The sequence below is a fragment of the Paenibacillus luteus genome (assembly GCF_006542765.1).
In the GTDB taxonomy this organism is placed as follows: domain Bacteria; phylum Bacillota; class Bacilli; order Paenibacillales; family Paenibacillaceae; genus Pristimantibacillus; species Pristimantibacillus luteus.
The window spans coordinates 75,250-90,248 of sequence record NZ_SKCD01000018.1 but is presented as its reverse complement, the minus strand read 5'-3'; the positions used below and the strand labels follow the sequence as shown (position 1 = coordinate 90,248).

Below are 14,999 nucleotides of genomic sequence, written 5' to 3'. Positions count from 1 at the left end.
TTCACCTACTGCCATTGTAATCGTAGTCTTAGCCGCTGTCACCACCAAAGTACCTGCTCATAACTATGAAGCTGCTTACTCGTCTAACTGCTTCAAGTAGCTTAACGCCTCATCGAGAGTGCGAACTGGTACAATCGTTACGTCGTTGAAGCCCCTTTGACGGGCTTCTTCCTTCACGGATTTTTCGTTGGAGTCACTGTCTTTTACATCTGCGGGGCAAAAGAAAATATCAACTCCTGCGCGCGCAGCTGCAATGATTTTGTCCTCAATGCCGCCGATCTGTCCAATATTGCCTTGCGTGTCTATCGTGCCAGTGCCGGCTATGAAATTTCCTTTTGTGAGCTCACCGTCTGTCAATTGATCAATGATTTCAAGCGAAAACATTAAACCAGCCGAAGGCCCACCGATAGCCGAAACCGCGTAATGTATCGTTACGGGCGTATCAAGCGTATACTGGTCCTCGCTTACGATTCCGATACGAGCGATGCTGCCAGCTTTCGAATCGGAAGCAGATACGGCTGCCTGGTAGAGTTCTACTTGTAAATCGATTTCTTCCTTATTGCGCAGAACGACTAATTCAATCGAATCGCCAGCTTTTTTGTTTTCCACTAGGACGATGGCCAGCTCATTTATATTTGTAACAGGCATTCCTTCTGCCTCAATGATGACATCGCCTGGGAAAAGCACGCCTACAGCCTTGGATTCTGGATATAGCGCTTGTACGAATACGCCAGTGTAGGTAAGAGATACAGGCGTGCCAGTTGCCGCGAGCGCAGCTGCGACGGCATTGTTTTGCGATGTAGTCATCATATGGTTAAGCAAAGCCCCGTATTGTTCATCGGTTAATGTGCCGCGCACTTTCTCGGCGTGTTTAATCTCGGAGTCCTTTGCGAGCAGTCCGTACAGAAGAATAAGCGCATTATTTGCCTTTGAGCTCAAAACAGTCGTAAGATTAAAGCTGCCTTGCCTCGAAGGCTGGCCGCCTTGAACCTGAACTAGGGCATTCAGATTTTCGATAGTACCCGGCTGGTAAATATAATAAGGCAGAGGTATGGAAGTAAGTAAGGCTAATATAAGGATGACAGATAGCAGCGTGATCAGTCTTTTTCTACTACTGGCATGTATGCCTTGGAGCGTCATGAAGATCCTCTTTCTGTCTACGGACGATTTAGTATAAAATCATTTTAACAGAAGAAGCGGGCTTGTGAGTAAGAAAATGGAAATGTTAGTGCCGTAAAATTTATTCGACAGGCTATAGGCTTACTTGAAACTAAAAAGAGGTGTAGCAAATGAACAAACCGCAGGTTGGGGTAGTCGGGTTAGGAGGCATTGCACAAAAGGCATATTTGCCTCTGTTGTCGCAAGCTACGGAATGGAAGCTCGTTGGAGCGTATTCCCCGAATGCTCAGAAGCGTGAACGGCTTTGCGAGACGTATCGGATAGCCCCGATTAGCAGCTTGACTGAGCTCGCAGCGCGATGCGATGCCGTATTCGTCCATAGTTCGACAGCTACCCATTACGAGGTAGTATCAGAGCTGCTTAAGCTTGGGAAGGATGTTTACGTGGACAAGCCGCTTGCCGAAACTTTGGAGCAGGCAGAACAGCTGGCAGAGCTCAGTGCTAGATTGGGGAGAAAGCTCATGGTCGGCTTCAATCGCCGTTTTTGTCCACTCTATGTAGAGGCAAAGCAGCGGATCGAACACCCAGCTTGGATTCGGATGGAGAAGCACCGTTCGAATGCTATCGGCCCGGAGACTGTAAGGGCTACGATGCTTGACGATTATTTGCATGTGGTCGATACGGTTCGCTGGTTGTCCGAAGGATCGGCAACCGTCGTGCATGGGACTGTTCAAGTAAATGAACAGCTGGAGATGCTGTATGCTCAGCATCACTATGACAGCGGAACTGGTTTCATGCTTTCCTCTGCTATGCACCGCCAGGCTGGAACAAGCTTGGAGCAGCTTGAAATCGTAGGAAGTGGCCAAGTGCTTCGTGTGAAAAACATGAATGTGCTGGAGCTTGAAGAAGAGGATGTTTTGTCAACGGTTGTACCCCCGGCCTGGCAGACCAATTTGAAGCAGAGGGGCTTCGAGGATGCAGTGCAGCACTTTATGCAATGTATTTTGCAGGATAAGAAGCCTATCGTTGATGCAGGGGAAGCGCTAAAATCACAGCAGTTGCTATTGAGCATGTTGGAATAAAAGGAGTGCATGAAATGAGTCAGCAGTCAAAGTCTTTGGCAAAGCCGAAGCGAGGGCGCGCCAAAAAAGTATGGATATTGTGTTTGGGCATTTTCCTCGCTCTGGTATTGAGCCTGATCATCATCTATCAGGTTATGGTTTATGCGCCATCTCCTGAAGCGAAGGCTGCAATGAAAAGTGACGATAAGGTGTCAGTAAGCATCGGACAGGCAGGTTACCGCTTCGAGCCGGTCGGCGAAGCTGAGGAGCCTAATGTTATTTTCTACCCTGGCGGGTTGGTTGATCCGAAGAGCTACGCTCCGTTTGCGCGCAAGCTCGCAGAGGCAGGTCATCGCGTTTATGTGGCAAGCATGCCGCTTAACCTTGCTTTCATGTCGCAAAACAAAGCGGATGACTTTATCGCTGAGCACCCGGAACAGAGCTACATCATCGGTGGGCATTCCCTTGGCGGCGTATTCGCTTCCCGATATGCAGCGGAGCATGCTGAGCAGCTTAGCGGCGTTTTCTTCTTAGCGGCTTACGCGGATGAGGCTGGCAGCCTGGCGAATACGAATCTTGCTGCACTTCAATTGACAGCGTCAATGGATGGGGTTCTTAATAGCGAAGCATGGGAAAATGGGAAAAAGTTTATGCCATCCGAGACAGAGTATGTCACGATTGAAGGCGGAAATCATGGGCAGTTTGGCTCTTACGGCCCGCAAAAAGGCGATCAGCAGGCCAGTATCAAGCCGCAGGAGCAGCTGGATCAGGTGAGTGAGGATTTGCTTGCGTGGATGAAAAAGCTTCAGGCAGATCAGTAACTTTAAACGTTCCGCTGTATTTAAAATAGTTTCAATTCGAAATAAGCTGCCTCAAAAGGTCCATGACCAGAGGCGGCTTTTTTGCCGTGTACGCAAAGAACAGGATCCACTCGGACAGCCCTTAAGCAAATAGGCTTGACAAGAAATGGTCATGGTTGTATGGTTAGTTACATAAGTAATGAACCAAATAAGGTGGTGAGCAAGTGTTTGATGACCGAAGTCCCATTTACCAGCAAATTGCTGACAAAATTAAAGACGATATCATAAGCGGTGTTTTACAAGAAGATGAGCAGGTCATGTCGACGAATCAATATGCAGCTTTTTATCGCATAAACCCGGCTACCGCAGCCAAAGGCTTTCATTTATTGACCGAGGAAGGCATTTTGTATAAGAAAAGGGGAATCGGCATGTTTGTGAGCGGTGAAGCAAGGCAATCGTTGCTTGCGCAGCGGAGGGATCGTTTTTTCGAAGAGGTAGTGGATCAGATGCTGGAGGAAGCTGCAAAAATTGGCGTGCCGGTAACGGATATCATTGGCCATATTGAACAAGGAAAAAGGAGGGATGAGGAATGACACTCAGCATTGAGGTAAAGCAATTGCAGCTGAAGTATGGCTCCTTTACCGCTCTTCACGATCTTAGCTTTCAACTAGAGGGGGGCAAGATTTATGGATTGCTTGGGAGAAACGGGTCAGGAAAAACAAGCCTGCTGTCCATATTGGCGTCATACCGCGAGCAATCCAAAGGCAGCGTAGCGATTGGTGGAGAGGCGCCTTTTGAGAATGCTGGCATTATGGAGCAGGTTTGCTTTATACAGGAAAGTGGCTATATGAACGATACTTCGCGTGTGAAAGATGTGTTGAAGCTCGCGGCAAGCTGCTGGCCGAATTGGGATGCCGACTATGCGTCACGACTTCTTAAGCACTATGAGCTGCCACTTAAAAAAAAGGTAACCTCGTTGTCTCGCGGAATGAAGTCTGCGCTTGGCGTAACGCTAGGGCTTGCGAGCAGGGCACCCATTACGATCTTCGATGAGGCTTATCTCGGTATGGATGCTCCTTCCCGTTATTCGTTCTATGAAGAGCTACTAAATGATTATATGGAAACACCTCGAACCTTCCTTTTATCCACCCATTTGATTGAGGAGGTAGGTACTTTATTCGAGGAAGTGCTCATCTTGGATCAGGGGAGGCTCATTCTTCATGAAGAAACGGAGACGCTGCGTGCTCGCGGAGCCGCTATTACAGGACCAATCGAAAGCGTGGATGGTTTCGTCCAGGGCTTGACGGTGCTTGGGGAGCAGAAGCTCGGCAAAACAAAGTCCGTTACCGTATATGGCGAGCTAACGGATGAAATACGCAAGCGAGCGCATGCCGAAGGTTTGGAGCTTGGGCCTGTATCGCTGCAGGATCTGTTCGTGCACCTGACAAAGAAACGGGGGGATGGGCAATGAGCGGCAAAAGAAAGCATCCAGTGTTAAACATAACCGATCATTTAATGTACAGTTACCGCTGGACGATCATTGGTTATTGGATTGTTTTCCTCATGATCTATATCGGTATTGGAATATTGCTTAATTCCAACATTATTGTGGATGAAGACATGGATAAAGTTGGAGTTTGGGAAGGGGCATCTGTTTCTCCAAAAATCTTTTTGTTAGTCATTGGAATTTTATTGACTCCGATGTCGCTTGCAAGTTTTGTATCCAACGGGATAACAAGGAGACATTTCGTACTCGGTGTGAGTGTAAGCATCGCAGCCTTCTCAGCTATATTCGCTGTAATGATGACAGCGGGATATCCGATCGAGCAGCTGATTTATGACCAAAACAATTGGCCGCTTGAGCTGCGCAATCCGCATTTGTTTACATCAACCTCTCAGTTAGGCTGGATCTTTTTTGAATACTTCTGCTTGTTCTTTACTTATTTCGGCAGCGGCTGGCTCATTGGCACTGGATTCTATCGCTTCAATTGGCGAATCGGCGTACTGATAACACTTGTAGCTCTGCTGCCCTCAATCGCAATGGAGGTCCTATTATCCTCGGACTGGATGGGCAGTTTGATGCAGTCGGTATTAGAAGTTCAGCGAACTCCACTTGCTGCTCTCGTCTTGCTAGCCTTGCTTATATTGGGGCTAATCGTCCTCGTGAACTTTATGATGCTGCGGCGCGTAGCGATTAAGAGAAAAACGTTTTAGCTTGTTACATGCAAGGCTGCTTCTAAGGATCGTAATGATCTTTGGGGGTGGTCTTTTTCATTATTTTAGGCAAGGATAAATAATTGTACTTTTTTTTGGAAATAGAGAAGATTTAGAAGGAGCTTTATCGAAGATTGTCGAAATATAGTAGAAAAGAAAGATTTGTATATTGGACACTCTGAGGTGCAGAATGAATTTTTTTCAAAAAATTGTAATCGTATTCATATTTTTGTTGATTTCGGTTACTTCTAATTTTGGTGCACACTCCTATGCATTATCTACTGCAGCAACGACAGCCATCACAGAGTGGGAAATGATTTGGGAAAATGACCCTTACCAAGCTGCCCAAAATGGAGCCCCGTCTGCGGTCACAGCCCAGTGGCAATCTTTTTCCTTCGAGGATTCATTGCCTGAGAAGCCAGCAAATATTCAATCAGCTTGGCTTAGATTTCAACTTCCTGATTATGATTTTGCTAGGCCATCCTTGTTGATCAGCAAGCTTACAGCTAAAGATGTTTCTATTTTTATTAATAAGAAGCTCATATATAAGTCGGATCGTAACTATCCTTATAATAAAAATGAAATTTTGCTTTCTGTAAGCGAAAGTGAAGCTAATCAGATGGTATATATTCTACTGCATACGGATTCGGATTGGTTAGGTTTGAAAAAACCAATTATATTGGGCGAAGACCAATCATTAAGCAAAATTTTCATGAAAAAAGATATGCTGGATGTAGTTATTGGCGGGACATTGCTGCTCATCTCTCTTGGCATGTTTTTATGTTTTATATTTCTGAACAGATCCTATTTGGCGGGACTGAGTTCGCTAGGTGCTGTTATTTTTTGTATTGCATTAATGATTCTTTCGCTTTCAACCTATTTACATACGGCATACAGAGATTATGGGCAAGTGATTTACTATATGTTTGATATAGGCTCGAATTTATTAATGCCTTCATTATTTATATTTTTTGAAAAAATATTCGGGAGAGGCCCTTATGGACTGATCACGCGTTTTAGAAAGCTTCAAGTAATCGTGTCTGCCGTATCTATTTTATGGTTATTTGCATCGTTTATTTCAAGCGAAATTAAGAGCTCTTATATATTAGTGACGACAATCTCCTTTGCCGGAACCGTCGTTATTGGCAATATACTGATATTTGTTTGTTTAATTAGATTTTGTCTGCAAAAAAATAAAGAAGCTATCATAATCACAACGGGATTTGGTTTTTTTGCGTTAATCGGAATACTAGAGATCGTTTGGTACTTTATTAAAAATATGAATTATGATTTGTTTTTTTGGAAATTTGGGATATTTAGCTTTATTGCAGCGCTAGTTATTATTTTGGCGAGAAGAATATTACAGAACTACGAGCAAGTAGTAAGCTATTCAAAACAGCTTGAAGTATTTAATAACGAGCTGCAACGCTCAGAGAAAATGGAAATTATCAGTCAGCTTGCCGCTTCGGTTGCTCATGAGGTGCGTAATCCGTTACAAGTGACCAGAGGATTTCTTCAACTCCTTCGAGAGACTTCAATAAACAATAAAGAAAAAGGCTTTATGGTACTGGCTATTGATGAGCTTGACCGAGCCTCGGATATTATTACTGATTTTTTAACGTTTGCCAAACCTCAGATTGAGCAAACGACGATCTTAAACGTCAGTGAGGAATTACGGAAAATTGAAGGCATGTTAATCCCGTTAGCCAATATGCAGGGCGGGGTCCTAACAGTTGATACAGCTGAGGATCTTTATGTGCACGGTAATTCTTCCAAGCTAACACAAGCTCTAATTAATATTGTTAAAAATAGCATCGAAGCTATCGCTACTGGCGGGTCAATTTCAATTCGTGCGTATTTAGATGACTCTAATCATGTGATAATCAACATTAGGGATAATGGTGAAGGGATGGATGAATACGATTTGAAAAGGCTGGGGGAGCCGTATTATTCGAAAAAAACGAAAGGAACGGGCCTCGGATTAATGGTGACGTTCCGAATCATTGAAGTCATGCAGGGCAGGGTTGAGTTTTTTAGTACAAAAGGAATAGGGACAGAGGCCGTCATTCAAATCCCATCGGCAAAAAAATAGCGCGGGCTGCTTATAATAAGCAGTCATGCGCTTTTTTTTTTATTGCCATGCGGCTCCTTCTGCTGTAGTTATGCTTTGAGCAGATGTTGGATTTTGAGGGATAACGAGATAATAGTGATCTGTTGTTTCTTCTAAGACTTCTAATTCAATAGAATCAGGGATTTCAATGCCAAAGGCTTCTTTTAAAGCAGCTTTTGGATGTTCAATTAGCTGTTTCTTGAATTCTAAATCTTCCCAAGCTTTTTGAATGATTTGCTCCTGTAATATCTCATAAGTAGACAACGCGATCACCCTTTCAAATATGTATAAGATTGCCATTTCAAGTGTAGCACGTACGTTCGACAAAATCTATAATAAAAACAATAATTCGACAAAAAATAGTTACTATTGTACCTTTCGAAAAAAGTGAATAGAATAAAATTAGTTTTAAATACCCTATTATTTTTCGGGAGGTTTATATATCTAAAGTCGCTGATTGAGAAATGTGCTTATAAGGTTGTTGAAAATTATATTGTTTACAATTTTTTTTTGAAATTAGTGATAATGAAGAAGGAGCCAAATCGAAGATTGTCGAAATATAGTACCATAAAACAGTTTGCATTTTTTACAATAAGAGGTGTCTAAATGAAGGTTTTACATAAAACTGTAATAAGTATTTTTTTTATTGTTCTTCTCTATAATTTTTTAAATATAGACTCTTCTTCAGCATTGTCAGGGTCTTCTTCTGTTACAATAACAGATTGGGAAATTATGTGGGATCATGTTGGGAATCTTACAGTTCAGGATGTTCCGACTAGTGAAAACGAATGGATTAAAATTAATTACGGAGACAAATATCCAGTACATCCTTCAGGTGTTCATGCTGTTTGGATCAAATTTGACTTGCCAGAGCTAACCTGGTCTGTTCCTGTTCTATCTGTTAATAAGCTGTATGCATCAAAGGTGAAGATATTTATAAATCAACAAAACGTTTTTGAGTCGAATAGAGATTACTCATATGATAAAAATCAATTTTTACTCCCTTTGGATCGGAGTGCTTCTGGACAAACCATTTATATAAAATTAGAAACCTCTACGGAAAGGATTGGCTTACAAGATAAAATTATTATCGGAGAATACCAAGTCATTGCAAAAGAGTATATGAAAAAAGACTTATTTGATCTTATTTTAGGAGCAGCATTGTTTTTTATATCCATTTCTATGTTAGTTAGTATGTTGTTTTTAAATCGGACTTTCATACAAGGATGGAGTTCGCTAGGAACTGTTATTATGTCGGTTGGTTTAATGATATTGACTTATTCACCTTTTTTACATACAAATTATAGCCAATACGGACGAGTAAGTTACTATTTATTTGATGTTGCTTCTACACTCCTAATGCCATCTTTATTCTTTTTTATTGAGAAAATATTTGGGAGAGGCCCATACAGCTTAATCACTCGTTTTAGAAAAATTCAGGTAGTAATAGCTATAATAAGTATTTTTTGGCTAATTCTCAGTTTCAAATGGGATAGTGTATATGAGATGTATTCTTATGCTGCTGTGTTTTCATTTGCAGCTTCGGTTATTATCGGGAATCTGTTATTTATATGTTCTTTAATTGTTTTTTGTCAAAAAGGAAATAAAGATGCCATTATTATGTCAGCAGGCCTATCGATTTTTGCTGGAATCGGTGGGGCGGAATTGATTTGGTTTTACGCTAGTGGGACATTGCACATTATGTTTTATTGGAAATTTGGGATCCTTGGATTTTTAATTTCTCTGGTAGTAATCTTAGCCAGACGGATTTCTCGGAATTATGAGCAGGTTGTTGAATATTCAAAACAGTTAGAAGTTTTCAATAATGAACTTCAGCGCTCTGAGAAGATGGAAGTGATTAGCCAACTTGCTGCATCTGTTGCTCACGAGGTTCGGAATCCACTTCAGGTTACGCGTGGGTTCCTACAATTACTTGGAGCTAAAACAAATAACAGTAAAGACAAAAGCTATATGGTACTTGCTATTGATGAGCTTGATCGTGCATCTGAAATTATAACTGACTTTTTGACTTTTGCGAAACCGCAGCCTGAGACTACGACAGTATTAAATATAAAGGAAGAATTACATCAAATTGAAGGCATACTTGTACCTCTGGCTACAATGCAAGGAGGCATACTGAATGTTGAGATGAGTAAAGATTTATATGTTCGCGGTAATTCTACTAAATTAAAGCAAGCTCTTATTAATATTATTAAAAATAGCATTGAGGCTTTAGGAGAAGACGGAGTAATTGATATTAAAGCGTATGAGGATCCAGATGAGAGTCAGATTCTTGTTTCTATTAGAGACAATGGCGAAGGGATGCACGAAGAAGATTTGAAAAGATTAGGAGAGCCATATTACTCAAAGAAAAGTAAGGGAACAGGTCTAGGGCTAATGGTCACTTTCCGGATAATAGAAGTAATGCAAGGTAAGATTGTTTTTAAAAGCAAGAAAGATATCGGCACAGAGGTTGTTATTTATCTACCAGCTGTCGCACAAAAATAGCGTTTATGTCTCTTATGAACAAGGCATAAACGCTGTAAATGAATTTAAATTTGATTACCACATAGGAACATCTACGTTGTTATTATCCTTAACTTCAGCAGGATTTTGCGGAAGTACCAAATAGAATTTATTAGCTGACTCTTCGACCACTTCAACTTCGATGTTGTCAGGTACGTCAACGCCAAAAGCCTCTTTAACGGCTGCTTTCGGATTAGCTAGAAGCTGCTTTTTGAATTCTGCATCTTCCCAGGCTTTTTGAATAATTTGATCCTTTAATGTTTGAGTTGCGGACACAGTGATCATTCCTTCCGAATATGTATATGTTTACCATACTCAGTGTAGCATGTCCGTTCGACAATATCTATATTAATTTTCTATATTTCGACAAATAATAGATTCTTACGTCCCTTTTAAATGGTTTGATTAGCCAGAAAGTAGTTAAATCCTCCTTTTAAAAGCAAACGTTTATTTGTATCTATTGTCTCGCTCACATGGTTCAAATGATTCACCATATAACCATGAAAATCTATTAATTCACTTGCTCCAGCTTCCATAGCGATCAGCTTCTTATGATTATCGATGGCGAGCTGGACGTAACGCTTCATGCAGCCCCGAATGAAAATGGCGTTTTCCGCATCTTTTTCGGTCAAGGCTGTACCTGTAGGCTGTTCAGCCGCAATCATAGCGAGTAAGCCGTTATAGCTGCCCTCCGCCAAATCTTCTTTCCAGTCTGCATAGTCATCAGACATTTGAAGCGTCATTAAGACAATGTCGATGGCACTTTCCAGTTTTTCAATCAGATCCTCACGTCCCGACAGCAGGAGAGCGCCTGTGCTGGCAATTTTAACAGGGCCGGCTTTGCCGGCAGTTCGAATTGGCGAGTTTATGAAGTAATCGTGGCGATCCTCGTTAATTACGCTGTCGGACCACGTTGTGACATACCCGTTGTAATAGTTCCAAAAAGGCGAATCCGAGGGGAACAGACCGCGGAATACGCGAAACATCTCCAGCATAAGCAGATTGCCAAGCGCTAACTGTTCTTTCCAATGGGAAGTAGGAGCATGATCCATCAGGTCATCCTGAATAAAAAAATAAAGCATTCCATATACATTAGCGAGTGTAAGCTGCTCGCACTCGGATTCACTAATTCCGCTTGGCTCCTTCACCCAGAAGGGAAGCAGGCTGCAAATATAATCTTTGCCGCTTTCATGTTTGACCGGATTGAATTTGTCTGCAAAAGCAAGGCCGATACGGTTCAGCGGTTCCGGAAATAAGGTGATGCGGGCCTCAGCTTGTCTGTATACTTGCTCCAGCACTTCTTTATAACGGGTATACCATTCCATTGTCTTTCCCTCCGCTGCAGTTAGAAATGATGGCTTCACTAATACTAAAATACGATTCCATGCATATAAATAGGTTATGAAAGGTGTCCATCTTTCCCTACTATATCATTATAGAAACAAGAAAATGTTAACATTTTTTTAAGCATGAGGGAGAAAAGGGCTAACTACTTATTGAGTAAAATAAGAAAATCCAGTAAAATGGAGAGAGGTTATGAAAATAGGAAAGTTTCATAGACAGTCCTCTGTCAGACTATGCTTGCAAAACTGGACTAAGGTCGAGGATCAGCCTATTACCTGAGCAGGTTTAGAATTTAGTTCTCCTGCATTAAAGTTAATACCTAGATGAAAGTTCTTTAATGTGGAGGTAGTAAGGCATGAATAGAGATATGGAAATTTATGTGCTCCTGACGAATACGGGGACATTATTTTCAAAGACGATCAGATGGTATACGAAGAATATGCTAAACCATGCTTCTATAGCATTTGACAGCGATCTGAATGAGGTTTATAGCTTTGGCAGGAAAAATCCTAGCAATCCTTTTTTTGCGGGTTTTGTGAAAGAGGATGTGCGCGGCGAGTTTTTCGAGCATTCCACCTGTGCCTTATACCGCTGCACAATCAGCCACTGCGCTTATATTAACATTAGAAATCAAATTCATTACATGGAAAAGAATAGGGATCAATATAAATACAATCTGCTGGGCATGCTCGGCATTATGCTAAATATCGAGATGAAACGGGATTACGCATACTTCTGCTCGCAATTTGTGGCATCGGTCTTCGAGGAAAGCGGCGTGAATCTGGTCAACAAGCCATCGCTATTTGTTACCCCGGCAGATCTTGAGAATACCACTTTGCTTGAGTTAGTATACAACGGCAAGCTTCATGCCTATACAGGTGTCCAAGAGGAAATTAAAGCGACTGGTACTTTCCGGACAGCATAAAGAAGATCTCTGTTGAGGAGATCTTTTTCTTTTTTTTGCGTGGTACTTTATACCCCAAATAACAGGAGGCGAAACTAAAATGTCAATCATAAGCTTCGGTATCGTCGGCGGAGGCTGGCGGGCAGAGTTTTACATACGAATCGCGAAGGCGCTCCCAGAACGTTTTCATATCCACTCGATGCTGGTGCGGGATGAAGGTAAGGGCCAGGCGATTGAAAAAAAATGGGGCATTCGCACGGTCCGGACCATGCAGGAATTTACGGCAGAGGCTGCCAGCCTCAGCTTTGCGGTTGTATCCGTGCCTCGCACGGTTGCCCCTCAAATGATCCGAGACCTAGCAGAGAAGCATATCCCTGTTCTTGCTGAGACGCCGCCGGCTTCTGATCTTTCAGCACTTACGGAGTTGTATCTTTCACTGCCACGTGACGCAAAGGTCCAGGTCGCCGAGCAATATTTGTTCCAACCGATGCATGCGGCCCGGATTCAAATGGCCCGCTCCGGCAAGCTGGGTGAGGTGACGCATGCACAGGTTTCAGCTGCCCATGATTACCACGGCATTAGTCTGATCAGGCAGCTGCTTGGCGTAGGGTTCGAGCCTGCTTCCATCAGCGGACAGCAGTTTGAATCCACCATTATGCAAGGACCAAGCAGGCAAGGAGATCCCCACGAAGAGAGAATCGTTCAGTCTGTACAGCGGATCGCGACATTTCGCTTTGGGGACAAGCTGGCTGTCTATGATTTTACAGGCGATCAATATTTCTCATGGATCCGTCGCAGCAGAATGCTCGTAAGAGGCAGTAAAGGAGAGCTGGTGGATTGTGAGGTCAGCTATTTAAAAGATTATGAGACTCCCGTTCATACCGAACTTCGACGCGTCGACACAGGGCATCATGGGAATTTGGAAGGCTACTATCATCGCGGTGTGATGGCAGAAGGAGAATGGCTTTACCAGAATCCCGCAGCTCCAGCTAGGCTGAGCGATGATGAAATTGCAATTGCCACTTGTTTGCAGAAAATGGGGGATTACGCTTCAGGCAGCGGCTCTTCCTTCTACAGTTTGGCTGATGCCTCACAGGACCATTATTTGGCGTTGTTAATGGGGACAGCGGTTGAAACAGGACAAACGGTGCATACGGAAAAACAAGCTTGGAGCGAAGACAGGTAAAGGTTCAATTAGCATACAAATTTGGTACCAATTTCATAAGGGAGTTTTGGCTTCCTTATGATAAAATAATCCTATTAAAAAGACTCTACTCATTTTTAAATGAGTAGAGTCTTTTTTAACGGTTAAATGTCGAATGTTCAGAGTTTGTATAGAATATTGTAGTATAATGTCATTTTGAGGTTTTTTTAAATAGAAGACTGAATCTGTTTCTTATATGAAGGAATGCGGGTACGAAGGAGTATGCAAATGTCAACCGAATCCAATGCAAATTACAAAAAAACAATAATGATGCTCCTTTTGCTAATTCTCTCTTTTTCTATGCTCTCTGGATGCAGCCTTTTCGGAGGCAGCGGCAATTCGAATGCTCCTGGCAACACTAACGGCGATGAAACGAACGAACCTATAACCCCGTACACGGGTGAGAAGAGCAAAACGATTCCCTTTGTATACACGACAAACCGAGAATTGTCACTCACCTTTAACGGTATGGGCGACGAGGTCTTGATGGGCAAGCTGCTGGATGAGCTGGATCAATACGGGATTAAAGCGACGTTTTTTCTGCCGGGGATGAGAGTCGCGGAGGAGCCTAATATCGCCAAGGAAATTTTGGATAGAGGGCATGAAATTGAAAACAACACGCTGAACAGGCTGGAATTGACCAATTTAAGTTATGAGCAGGTGTATAAAGAAATTCATGTTAGCAACGATGTGATTAAGCAGGAAGTTGGTGTAACGCCTAAGTATATGAGAACCAGATCAGGCGATTACAATGATATGGTTCGTTTAGCTGCTGCTCAAAGCGGGCTCTCTGCTGTCGTCACCTACAGCCTTAATCTGCATGAATGGCAAAGAGAAACGGAGAAGGAAAAGGCGGAATATGTGAAAAAATACGTCACCCGGGGCGGGATTATTGCCCTCGATACGGAGCTGGATGCGCATGTGCTTGAGTCGATTCCTTTGATCGCAGCGGCAGCAGCAGATGTGGGCTATAAGCTTGTACCGCTGGAGCAGCTTGTTGCCAGTGGGCATGAACGAAAGCCGTTAGAGGAAATTCCGGGTTATGATGCGGCCAAAATGAACTTGAATTACAAAAACGCAGATTACGAGCTCATATATAACTGGGAGAACAACGAGAAGATCGTTTCGTTAACGTTTGACGACTGGGGAACGGATTACACCGTGACGAAGCTGCTTGATATTTTGGATAAGGAAAATGTCAAAGCGACCTTCTTCCTGCGAGCAAACGGAGTGGAGAAAAACCCGAATTTGGCTAAGTCCATCTCTGAAGCGGGACATGATATCGCCAATCATACGTACAGCCATCCCGTCATTACGAAGTTGACGCCAGAGGAGCTGCAGGATGAGATCGTGAAGGCGCACAAGATCATTACGGAAGCGATTCAGCAGAAACCGGTGATGCTCTTCAGACCGCCTACGGGTGAAATCGACGATGAGGGTGCTCGCATTGTTGCGGCTACTGGCTATAAGTCGATAGCGATGTACGATGTCACGGTCTTTGACTGGAACTCTGCGAATGATGCTGACCATATCGTCAACGGAATTATGGAGCAAACCGTTAACGGCAGCGTTATTTTGCTCCACATGCTTGATGATATTCATACGATTGAGGCTCTGCCTGTTGCAATTGAGAAGTTGAAAAGCAAAGGCTACAAGTTCGTTCCAATGTCGCATATGAAACTTAAATAACATTTTCTTACAGTCTGGGGATAGGCAT

The 14,999-nt window shown here is 42.9% G+C and carries 14 protein-coding genes; 10 read left to right on the top strand and 4 right to left on the bottom strand.

The features are described from left to right. Positions 1–75: 75 nt before the first annotated feature. Positions 76–1,140, bottom strand: coding sequence for a SepM family pheromone-processing serine protease (locus tag E0496_RS14985; RefSeq protein ID WP_141502611.1), 1,065 nt, complete (start codon positions 1,138–1,140; stop codon positions 76–78). Between the two features lie 149 nt (positions 1,141–1,289). On the opposite strand from E0496_RS14985, the gene E0496_RS14980 reads away from it, so the two are divergent. From E0496_RS14980 to E0496_RS14955, 6 genes are all read left to right on the top strand, one after another. Continuing rightward, on the top strand, positions 1,290–2,201 hold the full coding sequence (locus E0496_RS14980) for a Gfo/Idh/MocA family protein (RefSeq protein ID WP_141502610.1): 912 nt from the start codon (positions 1,290–1,292) through the stop codon (positions 2,199–2,201). Between the two features lie 14 nt (positions 2,202–2,215). Further along, a complete protein-coding gene (locus tag E0496_RS14975) occupies positions 2,216–3,001 on the top strand; it encodes an alpha/beta hydrolase (protein WP_241674815.1) in 786 nt (261 codons plus the stop codon). Between the two features lie 203 nt (positions 3,002–3,204). Continuing rightward, on the top strand, positions 3,205–3,573 hold the full coding sequence (locus E0496_RS14970; protein ID WP_141502609.1) for a GntR family transcriptional regulator: 369 nt from the start codon (positions 3,205–3,207) through the stop codon (positions 3,571–3,573). Continuing rightward, entirely contained in the window at positions 3,570–4,451 is an 882-nt protein-coding gene (locus E0496_RS14965) for an ATP-binding cassette domain-containing protein (RefSeq protein ID WP_141502608.1), read from the top strand. Before E0496_RS14970 ends, E0496_RS14965 begins: the two co-directional genes overlap by 4 nt. Further along, positions 4,448–5,194 carry a hypothetical protein gene (locus E0496_RS14960; protein WP_141502607.1) on the top strand — a complete coding sequence of 249 codons (747 nt, stop codon included), beginning with the start codon at positions 4,448–4,450 and terminating at the stop codon, positions 5,192–5,194. Before E0496_RS14965 ends, E0496_RS14960 begins: the two co-directional genes overlap by 4 nt. 190 nt (positions 5,195–5,384) lie before the next feature. Next, on the top strand, positions 5,385–7,286 hold the full coding sequence (locus E0496_RS14955) for a sensor histidine kinase (RefSeq protein WP_141502606.1): 1,902 nt from the start codon (positions 5,385–5,387) through the stop codon (positions 7,284–7,286). A gap of 39 nt (positions 7,287–7,325) precedes the next feature. Here E0496_RS14955 and E0496_RS14950 read toward each other — a convergent pair whose 3' ends face one another. Then, positions 7,326–7,577, bottom strand: coding sequence for an NHLP leader peptide family RiPP precursor (locus E0496_RS14950; protein ID WP_421923958.1), 252 nt, complete (start codon positions 7,575–7,577; stop codon positions 7,326–7,328). A gap of 333 nt (positions 7,578–7,910) precedes the next feature. Between E0496_RS14950 and E0496_RS14945 the strand changes: the two genes are divergently transcribed. Then, positions 7,911–9,812, top strand: coding sequence for an ATP-binding protein (locus E0496_RS14945; RefSeq protein WP_141502604.1), 1,902 nt, complete (start codon positions 7,911–7,913; stop codon positions 9,810–9,812). Positions 9,813–9,866: 54 nt separating this feature from the next. Here the strand turns inward: E0496_RS14945 and E0496_RS14940 are convergent, their stop codons facing one another. Both E0496_RS14940 and E0496_RS14935 read right to left on the bottom strand, forming a co-directional pair. After that, positions 9,867–10,115 carry an NHLP leader peptide family RiPP precursor gene (locus E0496_RS14940; protein ID WP_141502603.1) on the bottom strand — a complete coding sequence of 83 codons (249 nt, stop codon included), beginning with the start codon at positions 10,113–10,115 and terminating at the stop codon, positions 9,867–9,869. 107 nt (positions 10,116–10,222) lie between these two features. Further along, positions 10,223–11,155 carry a hypothetical protein gene (locus tag E0496_RS14935; RefSeq protein ID WP_141502602.1) on the bottom strand — a complete coding sequence of 311 codons (933 nt, stop codon included), beginning with the start codon at positions 11,153–11,155 and terminating at the stop codon, positions 10,223–10,225. 374 nt (positions 11,156–11,529) lie between these two features. Here E0496_RS14935 and E0496_RS14930 point away from each other — a divergent pair, with 374 nt between their 5' ends. The 3 genes from E0496_RS14930 to E0496_RS14920 all read left to right on the top strand — a co-directional run bounded on the left by E0496_RS14930 (position 11,530) and on the right by E0496_RS14920 (position 14,971). Continuing rightward, a complete protein-coding gene (locus tag E0496_RS14930; protein ID WP_141502601.1) occupies positions 11,530–12,099 on the top strand; it encodes a C40 family peptidase in 570 nt (189 codons plus the stop codon). A 79-nt stretch (positions 12,100–12,178) separates the two neighbouring features. Beyond that, positions 12,179–13,264: a Gfo/Idh/MocA family protein gene (locus tag E0496_RS14925; RefSeq protein WP_141502600.1), complete on the top strand. Its 1,086-nt coding sequence runs from the start codon at positions 12,179–12,181 to the stop codon at positions 13,262–13,264. 246 nt (positions 13,265–13,510) lie between these two features. Continuing rightward, complete coding sequence (locus E0496_RS14920; protein ID WP_421923940.1) at positions 13,511–14,971, top strand: polysaccharide deacetylase family protein; 1,461 nt, start codon at positions 13,511–13,513, stop codon at positions 14,969–14,971. The last annotated feature ends 28 nt before the right edge of the window (positions 14,972–14,999 follow it).

What these genes read in the sequence shown, in the direction of transcription:
- E0496_RS14985 (WP_141502611.1), bottom strand. Translation starts at nt 1,140, where the DNA reads ATGACGCTCCAAGGCATACATGCCAGTAGTAGAAAAAGACTGATCACG.
- E0496_RS14980 (WP_141502610.1), top strand. Translation starts at nt 1,290, where the DNA reads ATGAACAAACCGCAGGTTGGGGTAGTCGGGTTAGGAGGCATTGCACAA.
- E0496_RS14975 (WP_241674815.1), top strand. Translation starts at nt 2,216, where the DNA reads ATGAGTCAGCAGTCAAAGTCTTTGGCAAAGCCGAAGCGAGGGCGCGCC.
- E0496_RS14965 (WP_141502608.1), top strand. Translation starts at nt 3,570, where the DNA reads ATGACACTCAGCATTGAGGTAAAGCAATTGCAGCTGAAGTATGGCTCC.
- E0496_RS14960 (WP_141502607.1), top strand. Translation starts at nt 4,448, where the DNA reads ATGAGCGGCAAAAGAAAGCATCCAGTGTTAAACATAACCGATCATTTA.
- E0496_RS14955 (WP_141502606.1), top strand. Translation starts at nt 5,385, where the DNA reads ATGAATTTTTTTCAAAAAATTGTAATCGTATTCATATTTTTGTTGATT.
- E0496_RS14945 (WP_141502604.1), top strand. Translation starts at nt 7,911, where the DNA reads ATGAAGGTTTTACATAAAACTGTAATAAGTATTTTTTTTATTGTTCTT.
- E0496_RS14940 (WP_141502603.1), bottom strand. Translation starts at nt 10,115, where the DNA reads ATGATCACTGTGTCCGCAACTCAAACATTAAAGGATCAAATTATTCAA.
- E0496_RS14935 (WP_141502602.1), bottom strand. Translation starts at nt 11,155, where the DNA reads ATGGAATGGTATACCCGTTATAAAGAAGTGCTGGAGCAAGTATACAGA.
- E0496_RS14930 (WP_141502601.1), top strand. Translation starts at nt 11,530, where the DNA reads ATGAATAGAGATATGGAAATTTATGTGCTCCTGACGAATACGGGGACA.
- E0496_RS14925 (WP_141502600.1), top strand. Translation starts at nt 12,179, where the DNA reads ATGTCAATCATAAGCTTCGGTATCGTCGGCGGAGGCTGGCGGGCAGAG.
- E0496_RS14920 (WP_421923940.1), top strand. Translation starts at nt 13,511, where the DNA reads ATGTCAACCGAATCCAATGCAAATTACAAAAAAACAATAATGATGCTC.